Origin of the sequence: Cellulosimicrobium cellulans (assembly GCF_006539945.1) — a bacterium.
GTDB classification, from domain to species: Bacteria; Actinomycetota; Actinomycetes; order Actinomycetales; family Cellulomonadaceae; genus Cellulosimicrobium; species Cellulosimicrobium cellulans.
Genome location: NZ_BJNZ01000037.1, coordinates 18181 through 38749 on the forward strand (window position 1 = coordinate 18181; position 20569 = coordinate 38749).

At 75.3% G+C, this 20569-nt stretch carries 22 protein-coding genes and 1 pseudogene; 8 read left to right on the forward strand and 15 right to left on the reverse strand.

The genetic code is table 11. From position 1 onward, the window contains the following. Nucleotides 1-25: 25 nt before the first annotated feature. From CCE02nite_RS18980 to infC, 8 genes are all read right to left on the reverse strand, one after another. On the reverse strand, nucleotides 26-916 hold the full coding sequence (locus CCE02nite_RS18980) for an SDR family oxidoreductase (protein WP_308463704.1): 891 nt from the start codon (nucleotides 914-916) through the stop codon (nucleotides 26-28). Then, nucleotides 913-3534: a phenylalanine--tRNA ligase subunit beta gene (gene pheT, locus CCE02nite_RS18985; protein ID WP_141391160.1), complete on the reverse strand. Its 2622-nt coding sequence runs from the start codon at nucleotides 3532-3534 to the stop codon at nucleotides 913-915. The genes CCE02nite_RS18980 and pheT overlap by 4 nt, the downstream gene beginning before the upstream one ends. After that, the gene (pheS, locus tag CCE02nite_RS18990) at nucleotides 3534-4661 is read right to left on the reverse strand and encodes a phenylalanine--tRNA ligase subunit alpha (protein WP_141391161.1); all 1128 of its coding nucleotides are present in this window, start codon (nucleotides 4659-4661) and stop codon (nucleotides 3534-3536) included. Before pheS ends, pheT begins: the two co-directional genes overlap by 1 nt. Nucleotides 4662-5022: 361 nt before the next feature. Continuing rightward, complete coding sequence (gene thpR / locus CCE02nite_RS18995; RefSeq protein ID WP_170227382.1) at nucleotides 5023-5685, reverse strand: RNA 2',3'-cyclic phosphodiesterase; 663 nt, start codon at nucleotides 5683-5685, stop codon at nucleotides 5023-5025. Further along, entirely contained in the window at nucleotides 5682-6590 is a 909-nt protein-coding gene (locus CCE02nite_RS19000) for a TrmH family RNA methyltransferase (protein ID WP_255318980.1), read from the reverse strand. The genes thpR and CCE02nite_RS19000 overlap by 4 nt, the downstream gene beginning before the upstream one ends. A 32-nt stretch (nucleotides 6591-6622) precedes the next feature. After that, nucleotides 6623-7009 carry a 50S ribosomal protein L20 gene (gene rplT / locus CCE02nite_RS19005; protein WP_024840664.1) on the reverse strand — a complete coding sequence of 129 codons (387 nt, stop codon included), beginning with the start codon at nucleotides 7007-7009 and terminating at the stop codon, nucleotides 6623-6625. 67 nt (nucleotides 7010-7076) lie between these two features. Next, nucleotides 7077-7271 (reverse strand): 50S ribosomal protein L35, encoded by a 195-nt coding sequence (gene rpmI / locus CCE02nite_RS19010; protein WP_047233980.1) that lies wholly within the window; start codon nucleotides 7269-7271, stop codon nucleotides 7077-7079. 109 nt (nucleotides 7272-7380) lie between these two features. Further along, complete coding sequence (gene infC, locus CCE02nite_RS19015) at nucleotides 7381-8409, reverse strand: translation initiation factor IF-3 (protein WP_141391163.1); 1029 nt, start codon at nucleotides 8407-8409, stop codon at nucleotides 7381-7383. Nucleotides 8410-8786: 377 nt separating this feature from the next. Here infC and CCE02nite_RS19020 point away from each other — a divergent pair, with 377 nt between their 5' ends. From CCE02nite_RS19020 to CCE02nite_RS19045, 6 genes are all read left to right on the forward strand, one after another. Continuing rightward, a complete protein-coding gene (locus CCE02nite_RS19020; RefSeq protein WP_141391164.1) occupies nucleotides 8787-9251 on the forward strand; it encodes a Fur family transcriptional regulator in 465 nt (154 codons plus the stop codon). A gap of 115 nt (nucleotides 9252-9366) precedes the next feature. Continuing rightward, entirely contained in the window at nucleotides 9367-10881 is a 1515-nt protein-coding gene (locus CCE02nite_RS19025; protein ID WP_141391165.1) for a catalase, read from the forward strand. Between the two features lie 128 nt (nucleotides 10882-11009). Beyond that, on the forward strand, nucleotides 11010-11381 hold the full coding sequence (locus CCE02nite_RS19030; RefSeq protein ID WP_371861946.1) for a DUF1844 domain-containing protein: 372 nt from the start codon (nucleotides 11010-11012) through the stop codon (nucleotides 11379-11381). A gap of 242 nt (nucleotides 11382-11623) precedes the next feature. Next, the gene (locus CCE02nite_RS19035) at nucleotides 11624-12145 is read left to right on the forward strand and encodes a hypothetical protein (protein WP_141391166.1); all 522 of its coding nucleotides are present in this window, start codon (nucleotides 11624-11626) and stop codon (nucleotides 12143-12145) included. Next, on the forward strand, nucleotides 12142-12930 hold the full coding sequence (locus CCE02nite_RS19040) for a S1C family serine protease (RefSeq protein ID WP_141391167.1): 789 nt from the start codon (nucleotides 12142-12144) through the stop codon (nucleotides 12928-12930). The genes CCE02nite_RS19035 and CCE02nite_RS19040 overlap by 4 nt, the downstream gene beginning before the upstream one ends. Nucleotides 12931-13021: 91 nt before the next feature. Beyond that, nucleotides 13022-13549 (forward strand): hypothetical protein, encoded by a 528-nt coding sequence (locus CCE02nite_RS19045; RefSeq protein ID WP_141391168.1) that lies wholly within the window; start codon nucleotides 13022-13024, stop codon nucleotides 13547-13549. 45 nt (nucleotides 13550-13594) lie between these two features. Here CCE02nite_RS19045 and CCE02nite_RS19050 read toward each other — a convergent pair whose 3' ends face one another. From CCE02nite_RS19050 to CCE02nite_RS19080, 7 genes are all read right to left on the reverse strand, one after another. Continuing rightward, a complete protein-coding gene (locus CCE02nite_RS19050; protein WP_141391169.1) occupies nucleotides 13595-14335 on the reverse strand; it encodes an SseB family protein in 741 nt (246 codons plus the stop codon). Further along, nucleotides 14332-15063, reverse strand: coding sequence for a bifunctional 1-(5-phosphoribosyl)-5-((5-phosphoribosylamino)methylideneamino)imidazole-4-carboxamide isomerase/phosphoribosylanthranilate isomerase PriA (gene priA / locus CCE02nite_RS19055; protein ID WP_371861947.1), 732 nt, complete (start codon nucleotides 15061-15063; stop codon nucleotides 14332-14334). The genes CCE02nite_RS19050 and priA overlap by 4 nt, the downstream gene beginning before the upstream one ends. A gap of 84 nt (nucleotides 15064-15147) precedes the next feature. Then, nucleotides 15148-15825 (reverse strand): imidazole glycerol phosphate synthase subunit HisH, encoded by a 678-nt coding sequence (gene hisH, locus CCE02nite_RS19060; RefSeq protein WP_141391171.1) that lies wholly within the window; start codon nucleotides 15823-15825, stop codon nucleotides 15148-15150. Continuing rightward, nucleotides 15822-16334, reverse strand: coding sequence for a hypothetical protein (locus CCE02nite_RS19065; RefSeq protein ID WP_141391172.1), 513 nt, complete (start codon nucleotides 16332-16334; stop codon nucleotides 15822-15824). Before CCE02nite_RS19065 ends, hisH begins: the two co-directional genes overlap by 4 nt. After that, the gene (hisB, locus tag CCE02nite_RS19070; RefSeq protein WP_021482124.1) at nucleotides 16331-16930 is read right to left on the reverse strand and encodes an imidazoleglycerol-phosphate dehydratase HisB; all 600 of its coding nucleotides are present in this window, start codon (nucleotides 16928-16930) and stop codon (nucleotides 16331-16333) included. The genes CCE02nite_RS19065 and hisB overlap by 4 nt, the downstream gene beginning before the upstream one ends. Next, nucleotides 16927-18090, reverse strand: a complete 1164-nt coding sequence (locus tag CCE02nite_RS19075) for a histidinol-phosphate transaminase (RefSeq protein WP_141391173.1) — start codon at nucleotides 18088-18090, stop codon at nucleotides 16927-16929. Before CCE02nite_RS19075 ends, hisB begins: the two co-directional genes overlap by 4 nt. 104 nt (nucleotides 18091-18194) lie before the next feature. Next, entirely contained in the window at nucleotides 18195-18758 is a 564-nt protein-coding gene (locus tag CCE02nite_RS19080) for a Rieske (2Fe-2S) protein (protein ID WP_141391174.1), read from the reverse strand. Between the two features lie 483 nt (nucleotides 18759-19241). Here CCE02nite_RS19080 and adhP point away from each other — a divergent pair, with 483 nt between their 5' ends. After that, complete coding sequence (gene adhP / locus CCE02nite_RS19085) at nucleotides 19242-20273, forward strand: alcohol dehydrogenase AdhP (RefSeq protein WP_174774938.1); 1032 nt, start codon at nucleotides 19242-19244, stop codon at nucleotides 20271-20273. 108 nt (nucleotides 20274-20381) lie between these two features. Beyond that, a pseudogene (locus tag CCE02nite_RS20590) lies at nucleotides 20382-20569 on the forward strand (hypothetical protein); the annotation flags it as partial.

A 20569-nucleotide genomic window follows, 5' to 3' on the forward strand; every position in this document is an offset into this window, starting at 1 on the left:
GGGACGCGGCGAGGGCCGCGCGGTGTCAGCGACGCGGGAGCTCTCCCGGCATCGGGTCGTCCGCGCCCCAGCGCGTCACGCGCAGCCGGCGCGCGTCGAGGCCCGGCAGCGAGTCCCCGCGGCGCGCGGCCTCGTCCGCCGCCGCCCGCAGCGACTCCGGCGAGTCGTGCGTCACCCGGACGAACGCGCCCGAGAACGCGTCGAGCTCGCCCCGCGCGATCGCGACGACCATCTCGACCGTGCGCTCGACCGGCGTCCACTCGGTGCGGCCCTCGTGCATGGCCATCGACGCGGTCATGTCGGTCTGCACCACGCCCGGCGCGACCTCGAAGGTCCGCAGCCCGCGCGCGTTGCCGGATCGGTGGAGGTTCGCCCCCAGCCGCAGGAGCGCCGTCTTGCTCGCGTTGTACGCGCTCGCGCCGTCCATGTCGTGCGAGCCCGCGCCGCTGTTGAGGTCGACGACGCGGCCCCCGCCGCGCGCCAGCATCCCCGGCACCACGGCGCGCGCGAGGAGGAACGGGCCGCGCACGTTGGTCTCGACGATCGCCCACCACTCGTCGGGGTCGGCCTCCCAGAGCGGCACCTCGGCGTCGACGCGACCCGCGTTGTTGACGAGGAGGTCGACGCCCCCGAGCGCCGACTCCGCCTCGGCGACGGCGGCCGCGACGGCCTCGGCGTCGGTGACGTCCGCCGTCACGACGACCGCACGCCCGGCACCGCTCCCGTCGAGCGCCGCGATCTCCCCGGCCACGCCCGCGAGCCGGTCGGCGTCGCGCGCGAGGAGCGCGACGTCGAGGCCGGCCGCGGCGAGACCGACGGCGATCGCGCGGCCGATGCCGCGCGACGCCCCGGTGACGAGCGCCGTGCGGGCGGGAGCGACGTCCATCGCGCCGCCCGCACCGGCCTCCGCGCTCACGCCCGCAGCTCCGCGCCGACGCGCTCGCGTGCCACCGTCACGGCGCCCTCGCGGACGCGCGCCACGTCGTCCGCGGTCAGCGTGCGGTCCGCTGCGCGCAGCCGCAGCGAGAACGCGAGCGACTTGCGCCCGGCGCCGACCTGCTCGCCCGTGAAGACGTCGAACAGCGCGACCTCCTCGACCAGGTCGCCCGCGCCGTCGACGATCGCGTCGCGCAGCGCCTGCGCGGTCACGTCGGCGTCCACGACGAAGGCGAGGTCCTCCTTGGCCGCCGGGAAGCCCGAGACCGGCGTCGCCTGCACGGGCTCCTCGGACGAGCCGGCGACGAGCGCCGACAGGTCGACCTCGAACGCCACCGTGCGCGCCGGGAGGCCGAGGTTCTCCAGCACCTTGGGGTGCAGCTCCCCCGCGTGCCCGACGACGGTCCCGTCCGCGAGCTCGAGGCGCGCGCAGCGTCCCGGGTGGAACGGCGCGCGGGCCGTGTCGGCCACGACGCGCACGTCCGTGCCGACCCGGAGCCCGACGCGCTCGGCGACCAGGCGGGCCGCGCCGAGCGCGTCCGTCCAGTCGGCCGCGCGGCCCGGGCCCCACCAGCCGGCACGCTCACGGCGCCCGACGAGGACGCCGGCGACGTGGCGCGGCTGCGCCGGGAGCGCCGCGTCGATCGCCGCGAGGTCCTCGTCGCTCGGCCGCACGCCGCCCGGCAGCGCGGGCGCGGCGGGCGCACCCGAGCGCGGGTGCGTGACGAGACCCACCTCGAACAGCGCGACGTCGGTCAGCCCGCGCCCGACGTTGCGGCGCGCCGTCTCGAGCAGCGTGCTCAGGAGGTCGGTCCGCATCAGCGGCCGGTCGTCGGCGAGCGGGTTGAGCAGGCGCAGCGCGCGACGGCGGGCGTCGTCCGCGGGCAGGCGCAGCGCGTCGAGCTCCGCGGTACCGACGAACGGGTAGCTCAGCGTCTCCACGAAGCCGTCCTCGGCGAGCGCCCGGGCGACCGAGCGGCGCACGCGCTGCTCGCGCGTGAGCCCCCGACCGCCGGGAGCGGCGGGAAGCAGGGACGGGATCTCGTCGTAGCCGACGAGGCGCGCGACCTCCTCCACGAGCTCGGCCGGCTCCGTGAGGTCGGGGCGCCAGGACGGCGGGGTGACCACGAGCACGCCCGTGGCCTCCGCGTCGACCGCGTCGACCGTGCAGCCGATCGCCCCGAGCGTGCCGACGACCTGCTCGAGCGTGTACGGCACGCCGACGAGGCGCGCGGCCTCGCCCACCGGGAGACGGATCGCGGCGGGCGGGGCGACGCGGTCGAGGTCGCTCACGGCCGGGTCGGCGGTGCCGCCGCCGAGCTCGACGAGCAGGTCGACGACGCGCTGCGCCGCGACCGCGGGCAGCAGCGGGTCGACCCCGCGCTCGAACCGCTTGGCGGCCTCGCTCGACAGCTTGTGGCGGCGCGACGTGCGCGCGACCGTCACCGGGTCGAAGTGCGCGGCCTCGACGAGCACGGCCGTCGTCGTCGGACCGACCTCCGACGAGGCACCGCCCATCACACCGGCGAGCCCGAGCACGCGCGCGCCGCGCGCGCCGTCCGGGCTGTCCGTGATGAGCAGGTCCTCGGGGTCGAGCGCCCGGTCGACGTCGTCGAGCGTCGTGAGGCGCTCCCCCGCCGCCGCGCGACGCACGACGATCGGCGCCGCGACCTGCTCGAGGTCGTACGCGTGCAGGGGCTGGCCCAGGTCGAGCATGACGTAGTTCGTCACGTCGACCGCGAGCGAGATCGGCCGCATGCCCGACGCCGTGAGGCGGCGCTGCATCCACGCGGGCGTCGGCGCCGCGGGGTCGATCCCGCGCACGACGCGCGTGACGAACCGGTCGCACCCGACGACGCCGTGGACCGGCGCCGCGTCGTCCACCTCGACGGGGAACCCGTCGGACGTCGCGGCGGGCGGGGGCGTGGCCAGCGAGCCCGGCAGGCCGGGGTCCGTGAAGCGCGCGCCCGTCGAGTGCGAGAACTCGCGCGCGACGCCGCGGTAGGAGAACGCGTACCCGCGATCGGGCGTCACGTTGATCTCGAGCACCTCGTCGCCGAGCCCGAGCAGCGCGATCGCGTCCTGCCCGGGGGTCAGGTCCTCGGCCGCGTACCCGAGCCGCGGCAGCACGATGATGCCGTCGTGGTCCTCGCCGAGCCCGAGCTCGCGCTGCGAGCAGATCATGCCGTCGGACACGTGCCCGTAGGTCTTGCGGCTCGCGATGGGGAACGGCCCGGGCAGGACGGAGCCCGGCAGCGCGACGACGACGAGGTCGCCCGGCGCGAAGTTGTGCGCGCCGCACACGATGCCGCGGGCACCGCCCGCGGGCACGTCCGCGGGGTCGACGCCCTGGATCTCGGCGACGTTGTGCTCCGGGCCGACGTCGACCAGGCACCAGTTGATCGTCTTGCCGTTCTTCTGCGGCTCGGGGGTCATCTCCAGGACGCGCCCGACGACGAGGGGACCCGTCACGGCCGCGCCGTGGATCGCCTCCTCCTCGAGGCCGACCCGGACGAGGTCGGCGGCGAGCCGCTCGGCGGTGAGCCCCTCAGGCAGCTCGACGTGGTCGCCCAGCCAGTCGATGGCGACGTAGGGCATCAGATCTCCGTTCCGAACTGGGCGGAGAAGCGCGCGTCGCCCTCCACCATGTCGTGCATGTCCGCGATCCCGTGACGCAGCATGAGCGTGCGCTCGATGCCCATGCCGAACGCGAAGCCCGAGTACACGTCGGGGTCGACGCCGACGGACCGCAGCACGTTCGGGTTGACCATGCCGCAGCCGCCCCACTCGATCCAGCCGGGCCCGCCCTTCTTCTGCGGGAACCACAGGTCCATCTCGGCGCTCGGCTCGGTGAACGGGAAGTAGCTCGGGCGCAGGCGCGTGCGCGCCTCGGGACCGAACATGGCGCGCGCGAACGCGTCGAGCGTCCCCAGCAGGTTCGCCATGGTCAGCCCCTCGTCGATCGCCAGGCCCTCGACCTGGTGGAAGACGGGCGTGTGGGTCGCGTCGAGCGCGTCGGTGCGGAACGTCTTGCCCGGGCACGCGACGTAGAGGGGCACGCCGCGCTCGAGCAGCGAGCGCGCCTGGACGGGCGACGTGTGGGTGCGCAGCACGAGGTTCGACGGCGGCGCGGCGCCGTCGGTGGAGCCGTCGGCCCCCGCCACGTAGAACGTGTCCTGCATCTGCCGTGCCGGGTGGTCGACGCCGAAGTTCAGCGCGTCGAAGTTGAACCACTCCGCCTCGACCTCGGGGCCCTCCGCGATCTCCCAGCCGAGGCCGACGAAGAAGTCGGCCACGCGCTCCTGGAGCGTCTCCAGAGGGTGGCGTGCGCCGGACGGCACGCGGTCCACCGGGAGCGTGACGTCCACGGCCTCCTCGACGAGCACGCGCTCGTCGCGCTCGGCCTCGAGCTCGGCCTGGCGCGCGGCGAGCGCCTGGTTCACACGGCCGCGGAGCGGGCCGAGGAGCTTGCCGGCGGTCTTCTTGTCGGCGGGCGCGAGCGAGCCGATCTGGCGGTTCGCGAGCGCGAGGGCGCTGCGGTCCCCCGTGTGCTCGGTGCGCACGAGCTTGAGCGCGTCGAGGTCGCCGGCCCCGGCGATCGCGGCGAGGGCGGCGTCGAGCGCGCGCTGGAGCGCGTCGGCGTCGAGCGGGGAGGGAGCGGTCGGGGTGTCCGGGCCGCCGTCCCCCGTGACGGGGGTGACGACGTCGGCGTCAGGGCTGGACATGCGTGCCTTCCTGGCGAGGGCGGGACTGCGGGAGCGGGCGACGACCAGGGCAGGAACCTCAAGGGTGGCCTGGACGGGTGCCGCCTCGCGGGGCGCGGCGCACAGGGCGCGCGCGGGCGCGCGCTCGTGCGCGCGTCGCGGTCATTCTAGGGCGCCCGTCCCGGCCCGGTCCGTCCCGCCACGGGCGGGAGGTGTGCACGCGTCAGTCGCGCGGGCCCGTGACGGGCCCGGGAAATCGACGACCACCGTGCATGCTCATGGCCGCCATCCTCGCACAGCCGTCGTGGGGGCGCGGGCCGGTGCCCGCGCGGGGCGGGGTGCTCTCGCAGCGGCTCTCGTCGTCCTCCCGACGCCGCGGTCGTCAGCCGCGCACGGGCGTCCCGGCCAGCGGGAAGGTCTCGACCGTGCGGTACACCCGCCGGCCCGACGTGTCGCCGGACGTGGACTCGAGCAGCAGGAGCTCGTGCGCGGTCCAGTCGGGGCCTGCGTAGACGGACAGCGCCGCGGCCGGACCGGCGAGCGGGTCGCCGGCGGTGACGCCGGCGCCCCCTCCTCCGGGACGGCGTCCGACGGAGCGCGCGCGACGTCGCGCCTGCCGGGCCCCGGCGGCGGCGCGCGCCACGGTGAGGTGGGCACGTTGCCGCGGCCGGCGGTCCACGCGGACGCCGACGTCCCCGGCCGCCTCGGCGACGGCCGCGCTGAGGTCGCGGAGCACGTCCGCGTCCGCGCCCCCGACGCCGGCCCACAGCACGCGCCGGTCGAACACGCCGGCACCGCGCAGGCGCAGTGACAGCGGCGAGACCTCGCGCGCGACCGGGGCGAGCGCGGCGGCGAGGTCGGGGAGCGACCCGTCCGGCACGTTCCCGAAGAACGAGACCGTGACGTGCCACAGCTCCGGCGGGGTCCACCGCACGAGCGGTGCGCCGTCGGGCCGGCGCGCCTCCTGGGCGTGCGCGCCCGAGAGCGCGAGCGCGAGATGGTCGAGCGCGGGGGCGCTCGGGCGGAGCGCGGCGAACAGGCTCACGCGCCGGTCCCGGGCGACCCGACCGGTCGGTGCGCCCGGCTGGAGGCGTAGAGGCACACCGTCGCGGCGGTGGCGAGGTTGAGCGACTCGGCGAGCCCACGGATCGGGACGCGCACGACCGCGTCGGCGAGCGCCCGGTCCTGCTCGGGCAGGCCCCAGGCCTCGTTCCCGAAGACCCAGGCGGTCGGGGCCGCGAGATCGACGCGGCGCCGCCCGTCGTCGAGCGCCCCCTCGCCCGCGGGACCGGCCACGTCGAGCAGGTCGTCCAGGTCCAGGTCGCCCGCCCCGTCGGCCGCGAGCACGGTGAGCCCGGCGTCGCGCAGCGCGGCCACCGCGTCCGCGAGGCTCACGCCCGTGACGACGGGCAGGTGGAACAACGAGCCCGCGGTGGAGCGCACGACCTTGGGGTTGTGCACGTCCACGCTCTCGCCCGCGAGCACGACGGCGTCCGCGCCGGCCGCGTCGGCGGCCCGGATGACGGTCCCGGCGTTCCCCGGGTCGCGCACCGTCGCCAGCACCGCGACGAGGGCGGGCCGCTCGCGGCCGGGCCCGGTGAGCGTGGCGACGACGTCCTCGACCGTGGGCTCCTGCGCGCGGACCACCGCGAGCACACCCTGCGCGTCGGGGCTCATCGCGGTGAGCACCTCGGCCGTCGCGACGTGGACGTGCAGGCCCGCGGCGCGGGCGTCGTCCACGATCTCGGGGTGCCGCCCGACGGCCATGGGCGTCACGTACACGTCGCGGACGCGCTCGGGCGCGTGCCGCACGGCCTCGCGCACGCCCTGCGGCCCCTCGACGAGGAGCTGTCCGTGCCGGGAACGCGCCGGACGCCCGGCCAGAGCACGGACCGCCTTGACCCGGTCGCTGCGAGGGTTCGTCAGCGTGGGGTCGAGCGGGTCGTGCACCGTCCGGGCGTCCGTGGCGCGGGGGGCGCTGGTCAGGCTGCGGCCTTCGGCGCGTTGACGTCCTCGGGGAGCGCGTCCTTCGCGACCTGGACGAGCGCGTTGAACGCGGCCACGTCGTTGACCGCGAGCTCGGCGAGCAGGCGACGGTCGACCTCGACACCCGCGGCCTTGAGGCCCTGGATGAGGCGGTTGTACGTCAGGCCCTGCGCGCGGGACGCCGCGTTGATGCGCTGGATCCACAGCTTGCGGAAGTCGCCCTTGCGCGCCTTGCGGTCGCGGTACGAGTAGACGAGGGAGTGGGTGACCTGCTCCTTCGCCTTGCGGTAGAGGCGCGAGCGCTGGCCGCGGTAGCCGCTGGCGCGCTCGAGGGTCGTACGGCGCTTCTTCTGGGCGTTGACCGCCCGCTTCACGCGTGCCACGTGATGCTCCTTGCAGTTCGGGGCTCAGGGGTGAGCCGGTCGGTGGCGGGTTCCGCCACCTGCCGGGTCACTTGCCGAGCAGCTTCTTGATGGTCTTGACGTCGGCGGGCGAGACCACCTGGTCCTGGGCGAGGCGGCGCTTGCGCTTGGTGGCCTTGTGCTCGAGCAGGTGTCGAGCGTTGGCCTGCTCGCGCATGACCTTCCCGGTACCCGTGATGCGGAAGCGCTTCTTGGCACCCGAGTGCGTCTTGTTCTTCGGCATGACTGCCGTCTCTCCTTGTGTCCGGTCAGCCGCCTCGCGGCGGCCGACGTGTTCGGGTCCTGGCCGGTGGGCCCGGACCCCGAGCAGGGTCGGTCTGTGCTGCCGGCCGTCAGCCGGCCTTGCCTCGCGGTGCCGGCTTGGGTGCCGGGCGCGGGGCGCTCGGCTTGGGCGCGGCAGGCCTGGGGGCCGCCGGCTTGGCGGCGGACGCCGGCGCGGACGGAGCCGCGGGTGCCGGACGAGGAGTGGCCGGGCGCGGGGCGGCAGGCTTCGAGTCCGCCGCCGGGCGGGCAGCGGTACGCGGTGCCGTGGCCGGACGCGGCGCGGGCGCCGAGCGCGGGGCGGCGGCCTTCGGCGCGGGTGCGGCCTTCGGCGCCGGAGCAGCCTTGGGCGCCGGAGCAGCCTTCGGCGCGGGCGCCTCCTCGACCGGAGCCTCGACGGGCGCCTCGACCGGTACGGTCGCCTCGGCGGGGGCCGGGGCCTCGACGGCCGGGGCCTCGATGGCCTCGGGCGCGTCGACGTCCTCGCCCTCCGGGCCGTCGACCGTGCGCGCCGCGGCGCGCTGGGCGGACTTCGTCAGCCGGGGCTCGGCCTCCTGCGCCCGCTTGCGCTGCTCGCTCTTGGCGTCGGCCTTCTTCTTCACCGGGCCGAGCACCATGGTCATGTTGCGGCCGTCCTGCTTCGGCATCGACTCCACGAAGCCGAGCTCCGCGACGTCGTCCGCGAGGCGCTGGAGCAACCGGACGCCCATCTCGGGGCGCGACTGCTCACGGCCGCGGAACATGATCATGACCTTGACCTTGTCGCCGGCGGCGAGGAAGCGCTCGACGTGGCCCTTCTTGGTGCCGTAGTCGTGCGGGTCGATCTTCAGGCGGAAGCGGATCTCCTTGAGGACCGTGTTCGCCTGGTTGCGCCGCGCCTCACGCGCCTTCATGTCGGACTCGTACTTGAACTTGCCGAAGTCCATGAGCTTGGCGACGGGTGGCCGGGCGTCCGGGGCGACCTCGACGAGGTCGAGGTCCGCGTCCTGGGCAAGGCTCAGGGCAACCTCGGTGCGGACGACGCCGACCTGCTCCCCGCCGGGACCGATGAGTCGGACCTCGGGGACGCGGATCCGATCGTTGATGCGAGGCTCGCTGATGTGATGCTCCTAGGAAGTCGTCGGTAGACCACCCGGGACGAAGAAGGCCTCCGTCCCTGAGCGCAGGGCGGAGGCCATCAGGTCGGGACGTCGCGCCGGGCGACGACCACGTCGGAACGTCCCCGAAGGGTGCGTCCCGGACCAGGACCCGGCCTCTGTCGCGACGTTCGTCGGCGGTCGAGACCCGGGTGGGATGAGATCCACTTGCGCACTCGCACCCCTCCCGTCGCCCGAAATCCGGACGAGGAGACGCGCACGAGTCGGTCAGCCATCAAGGATAGCAGAGGCGGGGCGAGTCTTCGCACCCGAGGGAAAGCCAAACTTCGGATCGCCTCCATCGTTGGAACTCTTCCAGTTTACGTGGTTAGAGTGGGGCCATGAGGACAGGAGCGACGCCCGGCGTGGGGACGAGCCTCGACGACGGGCCACGGCGCGCCCGCCACGAGGGCGAGCTGCGCGAGCGCGGCCTGCGCGTCACCGCGGCCCGGCTCGCCGTGCTCGACGCGGTCGAGCTCCAGCAGCACGCCGACGCCGACGACGTCCTGCGGGCGGCGCGCGCGGCGCTCGGCTCCGTCTCGGTCCAGGCGGTCTACGACGTCCTGCACACGCTCACCGACAAGGGGCTGGTCCGCCGGATCGAGCCCGCGGGCCACCCCGCGCGCTACGAGCGCCGGCTCGGCGACAACCACCACCACGTGGTGTGCCGGGGCTGCGGCGCCGTCGCCGACGTCGACTGCACGGTCGGCCATGCTCCCTGCCTGACCCCCTCCAGCACGTCGGGGTTCCAGATCGACACCGCCGAGGTGACGTTCTGGGGCCTCTGCCCCGACTGCGCGGACTGACCACCACCACGCCGCTCCCCGTACCTCGCGCACCCGGAGCGCGCCCGTTTTCGCACGAAGATCCCGGTATGAGATAGCTCAACGGGCCGCGACCGCGGCCCACGGAAGGAGACCCATGACCGCCCCCTTCACCACCACCAACGCCGGCGCACCCGTCGCCTCGGACGCCCACGCCCAGACCGTCGGCGCCGACGGGCCGATCGTCCTGCACGACCACTACCTCGTCGAGAAGCTCGCCCAGTTCAACCGCGAGCGCGTCCCCGAGCGCGTCGTGCACGCCAAGGGTGGCGGAGCCTTCGGGACGTTCACCGTGACGAACGACGTCAGCGCCTTCACGCGCGCCGCGCTCTTCCAGCCCGGGACGACCACCGAGATGCTCGCGCGCTTCTCGTCCGTCGCGGGCGAGCAGGGCTCCCCCGACACGTGGCGCGACCCGCGCGGCTTCGCGCTGAAGTTCTACACGACCGAGGGCAACTACGACCTCGTCGGCAACAACACCCCCGTGTTCTTCCTGCGCGACGGCATCAAGTTCCCCGACTTCATCCGCTCGCAGAAGCGCCTGCCCGGCTCGAACCTGCGCGACAACGACATGCAGTGGGACTTCTGGACCCTGTCGCCGGAGTCCGCGCACCAGGTGACGTGGCTCATGGGCGACCGCGGCCTGCCGTCGAGCTGGCGCCACATGGACGGGTTCGGCTCGCACACCTACCAGTGGATCAACGCGGCCGGCGAGCGGTTCTGGGTCAAGTACCACTTCAAGACGGCGCAGGGCATCGACAACCTCTCCGCCGACGAGGCGTCGCAGCTGGCCGGGTCGGACTCCGACCACCACATCCGCGACCTGTACGAGCACATCGAGGCGGGCGACTTCCCGCGCTGGACGCTCTCCGTCCAGGTCATGCCGTACGAGGACGCGAAGACCTACCGGTTCAACCCGTTCGACCTGACCAAGGTGTGGCCGCACGCCGACTACCCGCTGGTCGAGGTGGGCGTGATGGAGCTCAACCGGAACCCCGAGAACTACTTCGCGCAGATCGAGCAGGCCACGTTCGCGCCGAGCAACTTCGTCCCCGGCATCGCGACGAGCCCCGACAAGATGCTGCTCGCGCGCATCTTCTCCTACGCCGACGCGCACCGGTACCGCGTGGGCACCAACCACGCGCAGCTCCCGGTCAACGCGCCGCACGCGGCGAGCGAGGGCGGCCACACGTACGCGAAGGACGGCGCCATGCGCTACTCCTTCTCCTCGGCGACCACGCCGGTCTACGCGCCCAACAGCCGGGGCGGCGCGCACGCCGACCCGGCCCGCGCCGCGGAGTCGGCCGGCTGGGAGGCCGACGGCGAGCTGACGCGCACCGCCGCGACGCTGCACCCGGAGGACGACGACTTCGGCCAGGCCGGCACCCTCTACCGCGAGGTCTTCGACGACGCCGCGCGCGACCGCTTCCTCGCGACGATCACGGGGCACGTCGGCGCCGTGCACAGCGACGAGATCCGCGAGCGCGCGATCGCGTACTGGACGAACGTCGACGCCGGCCTCGGCGGCGCGCTGCGCGTCGCGCTCGCCGCCACCGGCGCGCCCGTCGAGGGCGGCCAGCCCGGCACCGCGGCGGAGCCTGTGCGCGCCTGAGCCTGGGGTCCCGGCGGTCACGAGCCGCCGCCCCGCCACGCCGGCCGTCGTCCCCTGCGGGGCGGCGGCCGGCGTCGTCGCGGCGCGTCCCGCACGGGGGGCGTGCTCCCCCGCCGCCGGATGGAAAGATGGTCGCCATGAGTACCGAGAACGCTGCCGTGCCCGACCCCGCCGCCGACGCCGTGCGCGACATCGCGGACGTCGCCGCCGTGGAGGTCATCACGTCCGCGGCCGTCCACCTCATGAGCGCCGCGGCCGTCAAGTGCGGCCTCGCCGAGGACGCGCAGGAACAGGGTCACCTCGACCTCGACGAGGCGCGCAAGCTCATCAACGCGCTCGCCGCGCTCGTCACGGCGAGCGCCCCCGACATCGGCAACCAGCACGCCCGGTCGCTCCGCGACGGGCTGCGCTCGCTCCAGCTCGCGTTCCGCGAGGCGTCGGTCTACCCCGACGCCCCCGGCGAGGGCCCGGGCGAGAAGTACACGGGCGCCGTGAGTTGAGCACTCCGCCGGCACCCCCGCCGCACGGCGGGTCCTCCGAGCCGCCACCGGGTCCGCCGCCGTCGCCGACCTGGCCGGAGAGCGTCGCGCGGGGGACGACGCCGCCCGCGGTCCCGGGCGCACCCTCGTCGGCGGGTGGACCGCCGTCGTTCGCCCCGGCCTCCCCGGCGCCCCGGGTCACGTCCCCGGGGACCGGTGCACCCGGACCGGACGAGGTGCCGTCCGCCGCCGGGAGCACGACGATGCCGCCGCGTCGTCGCCGCGGCGCCGTGGTGGCGATCGTGGTGCTGTCCCTCCTGCTCGCGGCCGCCCTGGGGGTCGGCGCGTACCTGTGGGTCACCACGACGCGCTGGCAGGAGTCGAGCGCGGACTGGGAGGGCGAGGCCCGCGGCCTGGGCGAGGACGTCGCCCGGCTCCAGACCGAGCTCGACGGCGCGAACGCAGAGCTCGAGTCCGCGCGCACCCAGCTCACCGCCGCGCAGGACCGCATCAGCGACCTCGCCAACGAGAAGGCGCAGCTCGGCGACGAGAACGAGGCGTCCCAGCAGTACCTCGACTACCAGAGCCGGGTCTCCGAGGCGGCGGGCAAGGTCGCGGCCGCGCTCGGCCAGTGCACGACGGCGCAGACGCAGCTCATCGGCTACCTCAACAACCGCGACGCGTACGACCCCGCGGACCTGGAGCGCTTCGCCGACCAGGTCGACCTGCTGTGCCAGGAGGCCACGGACGCCAACGCGCAGCTCCAGCAGGAGCTCGCCGGATGACCCCGCGCCGAGTCTGGTCTGCCGCCAGGGACGACTCCGGGCGCGTCGTCGGCCGGCGCGTCGTCGGGTCGCTCGCCTCCGTGGCCCTGCTCACCGGCCCGCTCGCGGCGTGCGGCGTCCTGCCGGAGCTCCCGGAGCCCGTGCCCGACTCGGTCGTGCCGTCCCTCGTCGCCCCCGACGACCCGGCGGGGTCCGAGAACCTCTCGCCCGACGGCTTCGACGCCGTCCGGCGCATGGCCGTGCGCATCCGCAACGTGCGCTGCGACGGGCTGTCGACCGGCTCGGGGTTCGCGGTGGACTCGCGCACGCTCATCACCAACAAGCACGTGGTCGACTCGTCGCGCTCGTTGCAGCTCCTCACCTACGACGGTCGCGACATCGCGGCCCAGACCGCGAGCGTGGCCGGCCTCGCGGACCTCGCGATCGTCCGGACGTCGGAGGACCTCCCGTCAGCCCCGACCCTCGCGGCGGCCGACCCGGCGCCGGGCGACCCGGTGACGGTCGTGGGCTACCCCGAGGGCGGTCGGCTCACGGTGACGCAGGGCTCGGTCATCGGGACGACGACGGACCCGCTGCACGAGAACCTCGGCGAGGTGCTGGTCACCGACGCGCCGGTCGAGCCGGGGAGCTCCGGCTCCGCCGCGCTCAACGACGCCGGCGAGGTGATCGGCGTCGTCTACGCCAAGACGTCGACGGACAAGTCGCTGCTCGTCCCGGTGAGCACGCTCCAGACGATGCTCGGCGACGAGTCGGCGTTCACCGCCCTCCCGGAGTGCGACGCCTGACCGGTCCCGTCGCGGCAGGTCGCGCGTCTCCGGCGCGCCCCGCCGAGGCGCCCCCGCGCGCACCCTTGACCCCGGGTCTACCCTTCCTGCCATGAGCACACACGCGAGCTCGGACACGCCCCCCGTCGACCCGGCGCACATCACCCACGCAGCGCGCGACACGCTCACGGTGCGTCGCGTCTTCGGGGAGTCCTACGAGCGTGACGGCACGCTCGTCATCCCTGTCGCGACCGTCTGGGGCGGCACCGGCTCCGGCTGGGGTTCCGGCGCCGGGGAGCTCTCCGGCAAGGGGGCCGCCGACTGGCGTCGCCGCGTCGGGGCTGCCGCGGCCCCCGCTCCGGAGCCCGAGGCATCATCGACGGCGCCGGACGCGAGCGGGTCGTCCGACCCCGGGTCGGGCAACGCCGGCGGCGAGGCGGGCGGCGAGGGCTCGGGTGGCGGCGGCGGGTTCGGGGTCCGCGTCGTCGCCAAGGGCGTCTACGTCGTCGACGACCAGGGTGTGCGCTGGCAGCCCGCGCTCGACCTCAACCGCGTGATCCTCGGCGGGCAGGCCCTCGGCGCGGTCGTCGCGTTCTCGGCCGCGCTCGCGTGGGGTCTGAGCCACCTGCGCCGCCGCTGAGCGACCCGCCGCGCGGCGGGACCGCACGGACGCCCGCCTGGCGGTTCAGTCCGCGCGACCGACCCGCAGCTCGAGCCCGTCGACGCGCTCCGACACGACGGCGTCGGTCGCGAGCGCGGCGTTGACCTGACCGAGCACCGCGTCGAGGCCCGCCCGGTCGAGCCCGGCATCGATGCGCAGCACGACGGCCACCTCGGCGCGACGCCCCGGCTCGGCCCAGGTCCGGGCGACGTGCGGGATGCCGGCGAGAGCGCCCTGGACCGCGGCGACCACCTCGGGGACCACGGCTCCGTCGACGACCGCTGGCGACCAGTCCTTGCCCTGCGCGAGCGCCCACACGGCCGGGCGCGGCACGAGCGCCGTCACGGGGCCGCCCGGGTCGAGCACGAGCAGCGACCAGTCCTCGCTCACCGCGGACAGCGCCGCCCGACGAGCGTCGACGGGGACGGGGCGCGCGCTCGCGCGCCACGCGGACATCGCCGCGACGGACGTGAACACCGGCAGCGCGCGGCGCCCGTCCGGCGCCTCGATCGCGACGACTCCGGCGGAGGCCTCCTTGTCGACGGTGTGCCCGTGCTCGCCCTCGCCCGCGCTCTCGAGCTCGGCGAGGATCGGGACGAGCACGCGCGTCTCGCCGAGGCGCGCGACCACGTCGCCGAGCGACGCCGAGCCCGCGGCGTAGGCATCGAGCAGAGCCGCCAGCGCGGGGTCGGCCGACCCGTCGTCGCCCGCGAACCCGGACGACGGCGGGAGCGCCTTCCCCGGGGAGTCCGGGCCCACGGTCACGGCCGGCCCGCGACGTCGAGCGCCTGGGGCAGCGTGAACGCGCCCGCGTAGAGCGCCTTGCCCACGATCGCGCCCTCGACGCCTGCCGGGACGAGCGAGCGCAACGCCTCGAGGTCCTCGAGGCTCGAGATGCCGCCGGAGGCCACGACCGGTGCGTCGGTGCGCGCCGCGACGTCGCGCAGGAGGTCGAGGTTCGGCCCGCGCAGCGTCCCGTCCTTGGTCACGTCGGTGACGACGTAGCGCGCGCACCCGGCGGTCTCGAGGCGGTCGAGGACCTCCCACAGGTCGCCGCCCTCCTGCGTCCACCCGCGCGCGGCGAGCGTGGTGCCGCGCACGTCGAGGCCGACGGCGATCGCGTCGCCGTGCTCCGCGATGACCTTCGCCGTCCACTCGGGGTTCTCGAGCGCCGCGGTGCCGAGGTTGACGCGGCGCGCGCCCGTGGCGAGCGCGCGCTCGAGCGACGCGTCGTCACGGATCCCGCCCGAGAGCTCGACCTGGACGTCGAGGCGTGCGACGACGTCGGCCAGGAGCTCGGCGTTGGAGCCGCGGCCGAACGCGGCGTCGAGGTCCACGAGGTGGATCCACTCCGCACCGCCCGACTGCCAGTCGAGCGCGGCGGCGAGCGGGTCGCCGTACGAGGTCTCGGAGCCGGCCTCGCCCTGGACGAGGCGGACGGCCTGGCCGTCGGCGACGTCGACGGCGGGGAGCAGCACGAGGCGGTCGGTCACGGGGTTCTCCATCGGTGTCGGTGGCGCGTCGCGTGCGCCGCAGCGGTTGTGCGCCGGGTGTGCGGGACCCGGCGTCCGGGTCGATCAGAGCGAGCGGACCCAGTTCTCGAGCAGGGTCGCGCCGGCGTCGCCCGACTTCTCGGGGTGGAACTGCGTGGCGGACAGCGGCCCGTTCTCCACGGCCGCGACGAACCGGCCGCCGTGGTCGGACCACGTGACGAGCGGTCGCCGGATCGGCGAGTCCGCGGGCAGGTCCTGACCCGTCGTGAAGGAGCGGGCCGCGTAGGAGTGGACGAAGTAGAAGCGCTCGTCCTCGACGCCGCGGAACAGGACGCTGCCCTCGGGGACGTCGACCGTGTCCCAGCCCATGTGCGGCACGACGTCGGCCTCGAGCCGGTCGACGAGGCCGGCCCACTCCCCCAGCCCGTCGGTCAGGGTGCCGTGCTCGTCGCCCTGCTCGAACATGACCTGCATGCCCACGCAGATGCCGAGCACGGGCCGGCCGCCGGCGAGGCGGCGGCCGACGAGCTCGTCGCCGCGGACGCCGCGCAGCCCTGCCATGACCGCGGCGAACGCACCGACGCCCGGGACGACGAGGCCGTCCGCGTCCTGGGCGCGCGCGCGGTCCGCGGTGAGCTCGACGTCCGCACCGACGCGCTCGAGCGCGCGCACGGCCGAGCGGACGTTGCCGAACCCGTAGTCGAGCACGACGACGGACGGGCGCCGCACGCCCGGCGTCTCGCGGGTCGTCGGCTCGGTCATGCGCCGTCCTTCCGTGCGCGCCGCGCCGCCGACGTGAGCAGGCGCATCGCCTTCCAGCGGGAGATCGACGAGCTCGCGACGACACCGTCCTGGTCGGCGAGCGTCGTCGTCCCGGTGAGCAGGTCCTCCAGCGACTCGGGCGCGCCACCGAGCACGAGACCCGGCGCGAGGCGGTCGCCCTGCGCGCCGTCCGCCCAGCGCGTCATGGTGAGCTGCTCGCCGCTGCGGACGACGAGCACGAGCGGGACGCCCTTGACCAGGGTGGTCAGCGCGGCGGCGGCGTGCGCGGGCGCGTCGCCGGCCGTGTCGCGCAGGACCGCGACGGCGCCCACGTCGGTCGGCACGACGTCCGCCTCGACCTGCGCGAGCGAGCACGCGGCGGCGAGGGGCTCGGCCCCGGCGATCTGCGTGATGAGCGCGACCAGGTCCGGCCGCGCCGGGCCCGTCAGGGACGAGAGGTCGTCCGGGATCTCGACGCCGTCCAGCGCGTCGTCGCCGTGCGTGCTCACAGGGCTCCCTTCGTGGACGGGACGCCCTCGACGCGTGGGTCGGGGGCCACCGCGGCGCGCAGCGCGCGAGCGAGGGCCTTGAACTGCGCCTCGACGATGTGGTGCGGGTCGCGACCCGCGAGGACGCGCACGTGGATGCAGATGCCCGCGTGGTGCGCGATCGACTCGAGCACGTGGCGCGTCAGGGAGCCCGTGAAGTGCCCGCCGATGAGGTGGTACTCCTGACCCTCCGGCTCGCCCGAGTGCACGAGGTACGGGCGCCCGGACACGTCGACGACCGCGAGCGCGAGCGCCTCGTCGAGCGGGACCGTCGCGTCGCCGAAGCGCCCGATGCCCACCTTGTCGCCGAGCGCGACGCGCAGCGCCTCGCCGATCGTGATCGCCACGTCCTCGACCGTGTGGTGCGCGTCGATGTGCGTGTCACCCGTGGCGACGACCTTGAGGTCGATGAGCGAGTGCTTGCCCAGCGCCGTGAGCATGTGGTCGTAGAACGGGACGGTCGTCGAGATCTCCGTCCGTCCCGTGCCGTCGAGGTCGAGCTCGACGAGCACGCTCGACTCGGACGTCGCGCGCTCGATGCGCGCGGTGCGCTTCACAGTCCTGCCACCTCCACGAGGGCCTGTCGGAAGGCCCGCATCTCCTCGCCGGTGCCGATCGACACCCGCAGCCAGCCGTCGGGACCAGTCTCCCGGATGAGCACGCCCCGCTCCAACATCGCCGACCAGACCGCGTGCCGGTCGGCGAACGTGCCGAACAGGACGAAGTTGGCGTCCGAGTCGGCGACGTCGAGCGGACGGCCGTCCGGGTGCCGGAGCGAGCGCAGCCACGCGACGGTCTCGTCGCGGCGCTCGCGCAGCTCCGAGACCTGTGCGAGCAGCTCGCCGGAGTGCGCGAGGGCCGCGCGCGCGACCGCCTGGGTCACGGCCGACAGGTGGTACGGGAGACGGACGACGCGCAGCGCGTCGACGAGCTCGCGCGACGCCGCGAGGTAGCCCACCCGGGCCCCCGCGAGCGCGAACGCCTTGGACATCGTGCGCGTCACCGCGAGGTTCGGGTACCGGTCGAGCAGCTCGAGCGCGGACGGCGTGCCGGCGCGGCGGAACTCACCGTACGCCTCGTCGACGACGACGACGGCCGGCGCCTGCTGCCCGCCGGGGAGCGGGACGCGCACCGCGAGCGCCGCCTCGCAGACCGCCTCGACGGTCGCGGCGGGCAGCGCGGTGCCGGTCGGGTTGTTGGGGCTCGCGAGCAGGACGACGGACGGCTGCTCCCGCGCGACGACCTCGCGGGCGTGCTCCGGGTCGAGCGTGAAGTCCTCCGCGCGACGCCCCACGACCCAGGCCGTGTGGGTGTCGCGCGCGTACTCCGGGTACATCGAGTACGTCGGGGCGAAGGAGACGGCCGTGCGTCCCGGTCCGCCGAACGCCTGGAGCACGTGGAGCATGATCTCGTTCGACCCGTTGGCGGCCCAGAGCTGCTCGGCCTCCAGCGCGACGCCGGACTCCGTGCCGAGGTACGCCGCGAGGTCGGCGCGCAACCCGTGGAAGTCGCGGTCGGGGTAGCGGTTGAGGCCCGCGGCGGCGTCACGGACAGCCTGGGTGATCGTCGCGACGACGGCCTCGCTCGGAGCGTGCGGGTTCTCGTTGACGTTGAGGAGGACCGGGACGTCGAGCTGCGGCGCGCCGTACGGCTCGACGCCGGCGAGCTCGGGGCGCAGCGGGAGCAGGGGCCGTCCCGCGACGGAGGGTGGGGTCACCCGGACAGTCTACGAACCGCTCGCGCACTCACGTCCGTGACGTCCGGCACGCGGGCAGGGGCGCCTGTCGCCGCACCCGGACCGGGCGGGACCGGGGCGCGGCGTCAGGCCGAGGTGACCTCGCCGCCGTCGACCGTCACGGGCACCTCGGGCAGGGGCGACGGCGCGGGCCCGCCGAGCACGGCGCCGGTCGCGAGGTCGTAGCGGGAGGCGTGGCACGGGCAGAGGAGCTCGCCGTCCCCGGGCGCGACCGTGCACCCCTGGTGGGTGCAGATCGCGCTGAAGGCCGCGAAGGTGCCTTCTGCGGGCTGCGTGACGAGGAGCGGCGCGCCGTCCACGGTGACCGCGAGCGCCCCGCCGACCGGGACGTCGTCGACGCTCGCGAGCGTCTGCCCGGGACCGATGTCGGGCGCGCCGCCCCCGGAGCCCTCGCCGCCGCTCGTCCCGCCGTCCGGCGTCCCCGAGGTGCCGCCACCACCGCACGCCGCGAGCAGCGCGAGCGCGGCGCCCGCTCCCGACCCGGCGAGGACGACACGTCGCGTCGGCGTCGCCCCGCGCAGGACCGGGCCGGAACGCCGGGTACGCGCGGCATCGGTGGTGGCATCGAGGGTGTCGTCGCGGGTGGAGATCGCGTCGCCCGGGGGGACGGCGGGGAGCGGTGCGTCCATGTCCGGCCTCCTTGCGCGCTGCGTGGACGGACGGGCTCTCGGCCCGCCCCGACCGCCCGGCGCGCGAGACGTCGCCGTCGGCGGTTCCATTGAAGCACCGGGGTACGGGAGCACGCCCCCCGACCGCACCCGAGGCGGAGGGACGACGACGTCCGTGACCACGGGGCCGCCCACACCACCCGTGCGCGAGGGTCGAGCGCCCGGTGCGTGGGTCCTGCGGCACTGGCTGCCGCTGCTCGGCGCGGTCGGCTCCGGGGCGCTGACCCTCGCCGCGGGGAGCGCGTGGGTCGGGTCGTCGTCGTCGTGGTCACCGGGACGCTCGCCCTCGTCGTGGAGACGAGGAGGTCGCGAGCAGCACGGTCGTGAGTCGCGCGTCGCGCCGTCCGCCGCGACGAACGGTGCCCGCGCGCGTAGCGTCGAGGACGAGGCAGTGCCGCCGGCGCGGTCCGGCCGCCGCTCTTCCCGAGAACCGAGGTGATCGTCATGCCCACCATGCGTGCCGCCGTCGTCCGCTCGTTCACCGAGCCCCTGGTCGTCGACGAGATCGAGGTCCCGACGCCCGGGCCCCACGAGGCCCTGGTCAAGGTCGACTACACCGGCGTGTGCCACACGGACCTGCACGCCGCGCACGGCGACTGGCCGGTCAAGCCCGCTCCCCCGTTCGTGCCCGGCCACGAGGGTGTCGGCACGGTGGTCGCGGTGGGCGACCAGGTCACGCGTGTCCAGGTCGGCGACACGGTCGGGAACGCGTGGCTGTGGAGCGCGTGCGGCGAGTGCGAGTACTGCGAGACGGGGTGGGAGACCCTGTGCCCGAACCAGAAGAACGGCGGTTACTCGGTCGACGGCTCGTTCGGCCAGTACATGCTCGTCGACTCGCGCTACTGCCCGGTGGTCCCGGACGGGGTCGAGCTCTCCGCCGTCGGCCCGATCCTGTGCGCGGGCGTCACCGTCTACAAGGGGCTCAAGGTCACGGACACACAGCCGGGCGAGTGGGTGCTGGTCTCCGGGATCGGCGGGCTCGGGCACATCGCGGTGCAGTACGCGGTCGCGATGGGCCGCCGCGTCGCCGCGGTGGACGTGGACGACGAGAAGCTCGCGCTCGCGCGCAAGCACGGCGCGGAGGTCGCGGTCAACGCGGCCACGTCGCCCGACGCGGCGGCCGAGATCCAGGAGCAGACGGGCGGCGGCGTCCACGGCGCGCTCGTCACCGCCGTCAACGCGCACGCGTTCCCCCAGGCCGTGGGTGCACTGCGCCGCGGGGGCACGGTCTCGCTCGTCGGGCTCCCGCCGGAGAAGTTCCCGCTCGACATCTTCACGACCGTGCTCTTCGGGCTGACCGTGCGCGGGTCGATCGTCGGGACGCGCAAGGACATGGCGGAGGCGCTCGACTTCTTCGCGCGCGGGAAGATCAGCCCGACGTACACGGTGCGCCCGCTCGACGACATCAACGCGGTCTTCTCCGAGATGGAGGAAGGCAGGATCGACGGGCGCGTGGTCATGGACATGCGCTCCTGACCCCCGGCGTCCTCGGCTCTCGGTGCCCCCGAACCGTCCCCGGGGTTCGCGGGCCGCGACCTGTGCACGACGACCCGAGGGTCGGCGGGTGCGCCTACGATCGTGCGGGTGAGCCCCACCGACCCGTACGCCGACCTGCCCTTCGACCCGGCCGACGAGCCGCCGCTCGACGAGCCCGCCGACCCGTCCGGCGACCCGTGGGCCGGGGCCGCGCCGTCGGGGGCCGCGCCGGAGGCGGACGAGCCCGCGGTCGCCGCGCCGTCCGCGGGAGCCCCGGTCGGCGCAGGCGCTCCCGC

Bases quoted from the DNA above. Each gene is read 5' to 3' on its own strand.
- pheT (WP_141391160.1), bottom strand. From the start codon at position 3,534: ATGCCCTACGTCGCCATCGACTGGCTGGGCGACCACGTCGAGCTGCCT.
- pheS (WP_141391161.1), bottom strand. From the start codon at position 4,661: ATGTCCAGCCCTGACGCCGACGTCGTCACCCCCGTCACGGGGGACGGC.
- rpmI (WP_047233980.1), bottom strand. From the start codon at position 7,271: ATGCCGAAGAACAAGACGCACTCGGGTGCCAAGAAGCGCTTCCGCATC.
- CCE02nite_RS19020 (WP_141391164.1), top strand. From the start codon at position 8,787: ATGAGGACAGGAGCGACGCCCGGCGTGGGGACGAGCCTCGACGACGGG.
- CCE02nite_RS19025 (WP_141391165.1), top strand. From the start codon at position 9,367: ATGACCGCCCCCTTCACCACCACCAACGCCGGCGCACCCGTCGCCTCG.
- CCE02nite_RS19030 (WP_371861946.1), top strand. From the start codon at position 11,010: ATGGTCGCCATGAGTACCGAGAACGCTGCCGTGCCCGACCCCGCCGCC.
- CCE02nite_RS19035 (WP_141391166.1), top strand. From the start codon at position 11,624: ATGCCGCCGCGTCGTCGCCGCGGCGCCGTGGTGGCGATCGTGGTGCTG.
- CCE02nite_RS19040 (WP_141391167.1), top strand. From the start codon at position 12,142: ATGACCCCGCGCCGAGTCTGGTCTGCCGCCAGGGACGACTCCGGGCGC.
- CCE02nite_RS19045 (WP_141391168.1), top strand. From the start codon at position 13,022: ATGAGCACACACGCGAGCTCGGACACGCCCCCCGTCGACCCGGCGCAC.
- hisH (WP_141391171.1), bottom strand. From the start codon at position 15,825: ATGACCGAGCCGACGACCCGCGAGACGCCGGGCGTGCGGCGCCCGTCC.
- CCE02nite_RS19080 (WP_141391174.1), bottom strand. From the start codon at position 18,758: ATGGACGCACCGCTCCCCGCCGTCCCCCCGGGCGACGCGATCTCCACC.
- adhP (WP_174774938.1), top strand. From the start codon at position 19,242: ATGCCCACCATGCGTGCCGCCGTCGTCCGCTCGTTCACCGAGCCCCTG.